This window comes from Loigolactobacillus backii, assembly GCF_003946275.1.
In the GTDB taxonomy this organism is placed as follows: domain Bacteria; phylum Bacillota; class Bacilli; order Lactobacillales; family Lactobacillaceae; genus Loigolactobacillus; species Loigolactobacillus backii.
Genome location: NZ_RHNQ01000031.1, coordinates 23496 through 29820 on the forward strand (window position 1 = coordinate 23496; position 6325 = coordinate 29820).

Consider the following 6325-nt stretch of genomic DNA (forward strand, 5'->3'; position numbering starts at 1 on the left):
GATTTGAAGAAAAAGAAGCGAATACTTGGTGTTGCGGGTCTTTTTACACTGGTATTGTTCTTAGCTGGTTGTTCAACTAAGCCAGTTACGCAGCACAGTACGGGTATTTGGGATCACTACATTATCTGGAATTTCTCCCGGGCAATTATTTGGTTATCAAAATTATTTGGTGGTAGTTATGGTGTCGGAATTATTGTTTTCACTTTAATTATTCGGATTATTATCTTGCCATTAATGCAATACCAAATGAAGAGTTCCCGTAAAATGGCTGATTTACAGCCACAGATGAAGGCAATCCAGAATAAATATTCTTCCAAAGATCTAGAAACACAGCAAAAACTACAGGCAGAAACGTCAAAACTTTATTCTGATGCAGGTGTTCATCCATTTGCTAGTATGTTGCCATTATTGGTTCAAATGCCGATTTTGATCGCATTATATCAGGGAATTCAACGAACACAGGCATTAAAATCCGGGACATTCTTGTGGATGCAATTAGGTAAACCTGATCCTTACTTTATTTTACCAATTTTGGCTGCAATTTTGACTTGGGGAACTTCTAAGTTAACAATGATGGGGCAGGCTCAACAAAGTGGTATCCAAAGTACGCTTATGGTTTGGGGGATGCCGATCATCATTTTAGTTACTGCCATTAATTTACCATCAGCTTTGGCAGTGTACTGGGTCGTTACTAATGCCTTTTCAGTGGGACAAACGTTGTTGTTTATGAATCCCTTTAAAATTCGTGCAGAGCGCGCGGAAAAAGAAAAAAAGCAACATGATCTACAACGTCAACTTGAAAAGGCCCGGCGTAGTAAGAAACGTAAACGTTAAATTACATAAAAGAGTGAGCTATTTGGGCGTAACTTCTTGTTATTTTGAGAGTTCAGCCTAATTAGTTCACTCTTTTTTTCGTTAACCTTATTCCTTACTCTAAAAACTGGTAAAATTAAATTGGTATTATGTAGGCTAGAAGCCATATTTTGGTGTCGTGATTTTGCCCAATGAGGATAGAATGACTTCTACAAGGTTTTGTGCATGCATAAAATCTCACTATTAAGAGAACTTAGGAGGAACAAATATGCCGACGTTTGAAGGCAACTCAATTCAAGATGCCATCCAAAAAGGCTTGGCACACATGAAAGTGATCCGAGATGCTGTGACAGTTGAAGTTGTGTCTGAAGGTAGGAAGGGCTTTTTTGGATTAGGTCGAAAGCCCGCAATTGTTTCGTTAGAATTGATTACTACTAAATTAAAGGCTGCACAGTCAATAACTAAAGAAAATGAACCCAAAGTTGAAAAAAAAGAACCAGTTTCAAAGCCCAAAGTAACAGTTGAATCTTCGAATTCAGTAACGCCTAAACCCAAAAGTAGGCAACAATTACAAGTGATGACGCCAGAGCATAAGCAGCAAGATAAAAAGGCCTTAGACGGCGTGCGTGCTTATTTAATGGCAATTACTAAACAGATTCCAGCGACGGCTACTATCAATATGCAGCGGGCCCCACGCAATCAGTTAACGTTTCACCTGGTTACTAAGCAAGAAGGTTTATTAATTGGACACCACGGTAAAACAATTAACGCCCTGCAGTACCTGGGTCAAGTATATTTAAATCATCAGGCTCACTCCAAGTTTGCGTTATTACTTGATGTGGGGGACTATCGTGAACGGCGAACGGGAATTTTACAACGATTGGCCGATAAAACGGCCCGCGAAACGATTGCGACCGGAAAACCAATTATGTTAGACGCAATGCCGGCTTTTGAACGTAAACAAATTCATGCTCACCTAGCCGAAAATAACTACGTAATAACGCACTCAGAAGGCGATGAGCCGCATCGCTACGTGGTTGTCTTACCAAAGAAAGAACCGTTTTAAATCTGCTTTTGTTGGATGGGTTTAAAAAGGACACTATTCGAATATTTCTTGGAATTAAGCGCGCTTAAACTTAGAATAATGCTAACAAGGCGTTGACAAATTAAAAGTAAGCATTTATATTAGTGCTAATAAAACATTCTTATCTTATTGAGATGAAGTAGTCAAAGTGCTTTATCACGGCTTATTTAGGTCGTGGTGTAGGCGCTTTTTTTATGGGCAAAAATAAGGTATTAGTTAAAAAAGGGGTATTAGTATGGCAAATACAACTAGTGAATTTGATACAATTGCTGCTATTTCGACACCACCGGGCGAGGGAGCCATTTCGATTGTTCGTTTATCCGGTGAGCAAGCAGTTGAAGTTGCTTGTAAGGTTTTCAAGGGAAAAGACTTGCATAAAGTTGCCAGTCATACGATTAATTACGGGCACATAATTGATCCTAAAACACATGCGGTGGTTGATGAAGTAATGGTTTCGGTCATGCTAGCACCCAAAACTTACACCCGTGAGGATATTATTGAGATCAATACGCATGGCGGGATTGTTGCCACCAATCATGTTCTGCAACTTTTATTAAGTTACGGTGCGCGCATGGCTGAACCAGGTGAATTTACCAAACGTGCATTTTTGAACGGGCGCATTGATTTGACACAGGCTGAATCAGTAATGGACCTAATCCGGGCTAAGACAGACCGCGCAATGCAGGTAGCTGTTGATCAATTGGATGGTAGTTTATCCCATTTAATCAAAGGGATTCGTCAGGATATTTTAGATGCCTTGGCCCAAGTAGAAGTTAATATTGATTACCCGGAATACGATGATGTTGAAACGGTAACAACTAAAATGTTAGTCGAAAAGGCAACGATGGTTAAGCAACGAATTGAGGATTTACTAGCCACAGCTAACCAGGGCAAGGTTTTGCGTGAAGGATTAGCCACCGCCATTGTCGGTCGCCCTAACGTCGGTAAATCCAGTCTTCTAAACCATTTATTACATGAAGATAAGGCGATTGTAACGGATGTTCCTGGGACAACGCGGGATGTGATTGAAGAATACGTTAACGTTCGGGATGTACCGCTAAAGTTAGTTGATACTGCTGGTATTCGCGCCACTGAAGATAAAGTTGAGAAGATTGGTGTCGAACGTTCACGTAAAGCAATCACGGCCGCTGATCTCGTTTTGTTGGTCCTGAATAATAGCGAGCCTTTAACAGATGAAGATAATGAATTATTGGCAGCAACTAGGAATAAAAAACGATTAATTATTTTAAACAAAACTGATTTACCCGTTAAATTAGATGATCAAGAATTAAAACGACAAGTTGCGGCTGAAGATATTATCGCCATTTCGGCGCTGACTACAAATGGGATTGATAAATTAGAAGAGCGCATTGCAGACTTGTTCTGGGGTGGCATCGAAAATAGTCAGAGTAATACACTGGTAACCAATGCCCGGCAAATTGGTTTACTTAATCAGGCCGATCAAGCACTTGATGATGTTTTAAAAGGAATTAATGATGGTATGCCAGTTGATCTAGTTCAAATCGATATGACGCGCTGTTGGGATCTACTCGGTGAAATCACAGGTGATTCCTATCAGGATGAACTCTTGAATCAGTTGTTTAGCCAATTTTGTTTAGGAAAATAAGCGCGCTTGAATTGGCGCTTAATTAGAAGATTTAATGATAATTATTGTAAATAACTAGTCGTAATTATGAAGGATAGTTGAGTGACTTTTATCCTACTCACTGCTATTAAATTCATAATGATACGCGACTTTACGAATAAAGGAGTTATGTTATGAAGGTTCAAGAATACGATGCTCAAGATTATGATGTCATTGTTGTAGGTGCAGGTCACGCAGGCAGCGAGGCCGCTTTGGCTGCAGCACGAATGGGCAATGAAACGTTATTGTTAACGATTAATTTAGATATGGTTGCTTTTATGCCTTGTAATCCATCAGTTGGTGGTCCGGCCAAGGGAATCGTTGTTCGTGAAATTGACGCGATTGGCGGTGAAATGGCGCATAATATTGATAAAACTTACATCCAAATGCGCATGCTAAATACTGGTAAAGGACCGGCAGTTCGAGCTTTACGCGCTCAGGCTGATAAGCACGCTTATCACCGAGCAATGAAGGATACAATTGAACGGACACCACATTTAACTCTGCGGCAGGGAACTGCTGATCGGTTGTTGGTTGAAGATGGTGCTTGCGTAGGAATTGTTACTAATACAGGGGCACGTTATCACGCTAAAAGTGTTGTCCTGTCAGCAGGGACCGCTTCACGAGGAAAGATTATTATTGGCGAATTGCAGTATGCTTCTGGTCCTAACAATTCGCAGCCTTCTAATGAGTTATCCGAAGATTTACTTAAACAAGGTTTTGCTTTGACTCGTTTTAAAACAGGAACACCACCACGAGTAGATGGTACAACGATTGATTATTCGGTAACTAAGGAACAACCTGGTGATAAAGAGGTTAATCATTTTAGTTATGATACGCCTGATTCGGTATACTTAAAGGATCAGATTTCATGCTGGTTAACGTACACTAATCCAACTACGCATCAGATTATTCGGGAGAATTTAGATCGTGCGCCGATGTTTTCTGGTGTCATTAAAGGGGTCGGTCCTCGTTACTGCCCGTCAATTGAAGACAAAATTGTTCGTTTTGCTGACAAGAGCCGACACCAGCTTTTTCTTGAACCAGAAGGTCGGGACACGGAAGAGTGGTACGTCCAAGGCTTTTCGACGTCAATGCCTGAAGAAGTTCAACAGAAAATGTTGCATTCAGTTGCTGGCCTAGAGCACGCTCAGCTAATGCGACCAGGTTACGCCATTGAGTACGATGTTGTTGAACCTTATCAATTACGCCCAACTTTGGAGACCAAGGTTGTTAAGAATCTTTTCACTGCTGGACAAATGAATGGAACCTCAGGTTATGAAGAGGCGGCCGGCCAAGGCTTAATTGCCGGAATTAACGCTGGTTTACGTGCCAAGGGAATTGAAAAACCCTTTATTTTAAAACGAAGTGACGCTTATATTGGTGTTATGATCGATGATTTAGTGACCAAGGGAACTAATGAGCCTTACCGGTTATTAACTAGTCGTGCCGAGTACCGTTTGATCTTACGTCACGATAATGCAGATTTACGTTTAACCGAAAAAGGCCACGAGCTTGGTCTGATCTCCGAGGAACGTTACGCTAAATTCTTAAAAAGACGAGCGGCGATTGAAAATGAACTAGCGCGCTTAAATAGTGTTCGTGTTAAGCCTAGTACCGCCGTTAACGCCTTTTTAGCAGAACATCAAGCGGCGCCATTAAAAGATGGCGTTTTAGCAAGTGAATTCCTTAAGCGCCCAGAAGTAACTTATAAGGATTTGGTTCAATTTATACCGGCCGTAGAAGGAATTGATCGGCGTGTGATCGAGCAAGTTGAAATACAGGTTAAGTACGCTGGTTACATTAAAAAGGCCGAAGCACGTGTTGAGAAGCTTAAGCGAATGGAAGCTAAAAAGATTCCAGCCAACATTGATTATGATGCTATTAGTGGTTTAGCCACTGAAGCTCACCAAAAATTAAAAAAAATACAGCCTGAGACGATTGCTCAGGCAACAAGAATTAGTGGGGTTAATCCAGCCGATATCGCTATTCTTTCCGTTTATATTGAACAAGGAAAAATTGCTAAGGTTGATGCTGGTTAAAGTAAAAAAGAAATGAAGTGGGACAAAAGTCGGTTTTGGCTTAGCTGTAGTTTGGCATGTGAACTCAGACTTTTGGCGCACATTCTGGAGTAATGCTCGAAAATATTAATAGGCTAGGACAGAAGTCCTAGCCTATTAATATTGCTCACTAACCTAGTGGAATGTCCTGAACTTCATCTGGATTCAAAAGTTTAAAGTAAGTTTCAGATCCATTGATGACACCGTAAAGTTTTTTTGTTTTAGTTCCATCAAAATAACCAAGATCTAAGGCATCATGTCCGTCAACAATGGAAATACCCTTTAATTGACGGCGCATAAAGCGATGAAATAACGAAGCCTGTTTGGTATACTGTGAAACTTTGGATACGGCGGCTTGAAGTGTATAGCCTTCATCTAGATAGTGTTTAATACTTAAAACTGCGATTACTGTTTTAAAGTCATACTGCCGCGCCTTACCATCTTCCTTTGTTAAAGGATGAATATAACCGCGCTTTTCCCAATAGCGTAGTTGGCGTGTCGAAACCCCTGTCATTTCACTAATCTGACCAATTCCAAAAATTAAATTGTCCATTGATAACATAGATTTTTTTAGATCAAAACTCATACTGTTCACCTACATTTTCCGTGTTAGAACCCTTAAGTCGTTAAATTAACCTACAATACGCGTGGTGCTAGTTCGTCACAAAATTAAAAAATCCTAAATTATAGACTAAAATTGCCAGTTCAATTTTTAGTTGAAAG

General features: G+C 40.3%; 5 protein-coding genes. 4 read left to right on the plus strand and 1 reads right to left on the minus strand.

The window, feature by feature from the left end:
• The first annotated feature begins 3 nt into the window (after window positions 1–3).
• The 4 genes from yidC (at window position 4) to mnmG (ending at window position 5584) form a co-directional block, all read left to right on the plus strand.
• A complete protein-coding gene (gene yidC / locus EKM61_RS06970; protein WP_068225924.1) occupies window positions 4–834 on the plus strand; it encodes a membrane protein insertase YidC in 831 nt (276 codons plus the stop codon).
• 247 nt (window positions 835–1081) lie between these two features.
• Entirely contained in the window at window positions 1082–1879 is a 798-nt protein-coding gene (gene jag / locus EKM61_RS06975) for an RNA-binding cell elongation regulator Jag/EloR (RefSeq protein WP_068225925.1), read from the plus strand.
• A gap of 253 nt (window positions 1880–2132) precedes the next feature.
• On the plus strand, window positions 2133–3524 hold the full coding sequence (gene mnmE / locus EKM61_RS06980) for a tRNA uridine-5-carboxymethylaminomethyl(34) synthesis GTPase MnmE (protein ID WP_068225926.1): 1392 nt from the start codon (window positions 2133–2135) through the stop codon (window positions 3522–3524).
• 152 nt (window positions 3525–3676) lie between these two features.
• On the plus strand, window positions 3677–5584 hold the full coding sequence (gene mnmG / locus EKM61_RS06985; RefSeq protein ID WP_068279483.1) for a tRNA uridine-5-carboxymethylaminomethyl(34) synthesis enzyme MnmG: 1908 nt from the start codon (window positions 3677–3679) through the stop codon (window positions 5582–5584).
• 148 nt (window positions 5585–5732) lie between these two features.
• Here mnmG and EKM61_RS06990 read toward each other — a convergent pair whose 3' ends face one another.
• A complete protein-coding gene (locus tag EKM61_RS06990) occupies window positions 5733–6188 on the minus strand; it encodes a MerR family transcriptional regulator (protein WP_068225928.1) in 456 nt (151 codons plus the stop codon).
• Between the last annotated feature and the right edge of the window lie 137 nt (window positions 6189–6325).

Coding starts and splice junctions, on each gene's coding strand:
- mnmG (WP_068279483.1), top strand. CDS start 3,677: ATGAAGGTTCAAGAATACGATGCTCAAGATTATGATGTCATTGTTGTA.
- jag (WP_068225925.1), top strand. CDS start 1,082: ATGCCGACGTTTGAAGGCAACTCAATTCAAGATGCCATCCAAAAAGGC.
- EKM61_RS06990 (WP_068225928.1), bottom strand. CDS start 6,188: ATGAGTTTTGATCTAAAAAAATCTATGTTATCAATGGACAATTTAATT.
- mnmE (WP_068225926.1), top strand. CDS start 2,133: ATGGCAAATACAACTAGTGAATTTGATACAATTGCTGCTATTTCGACA.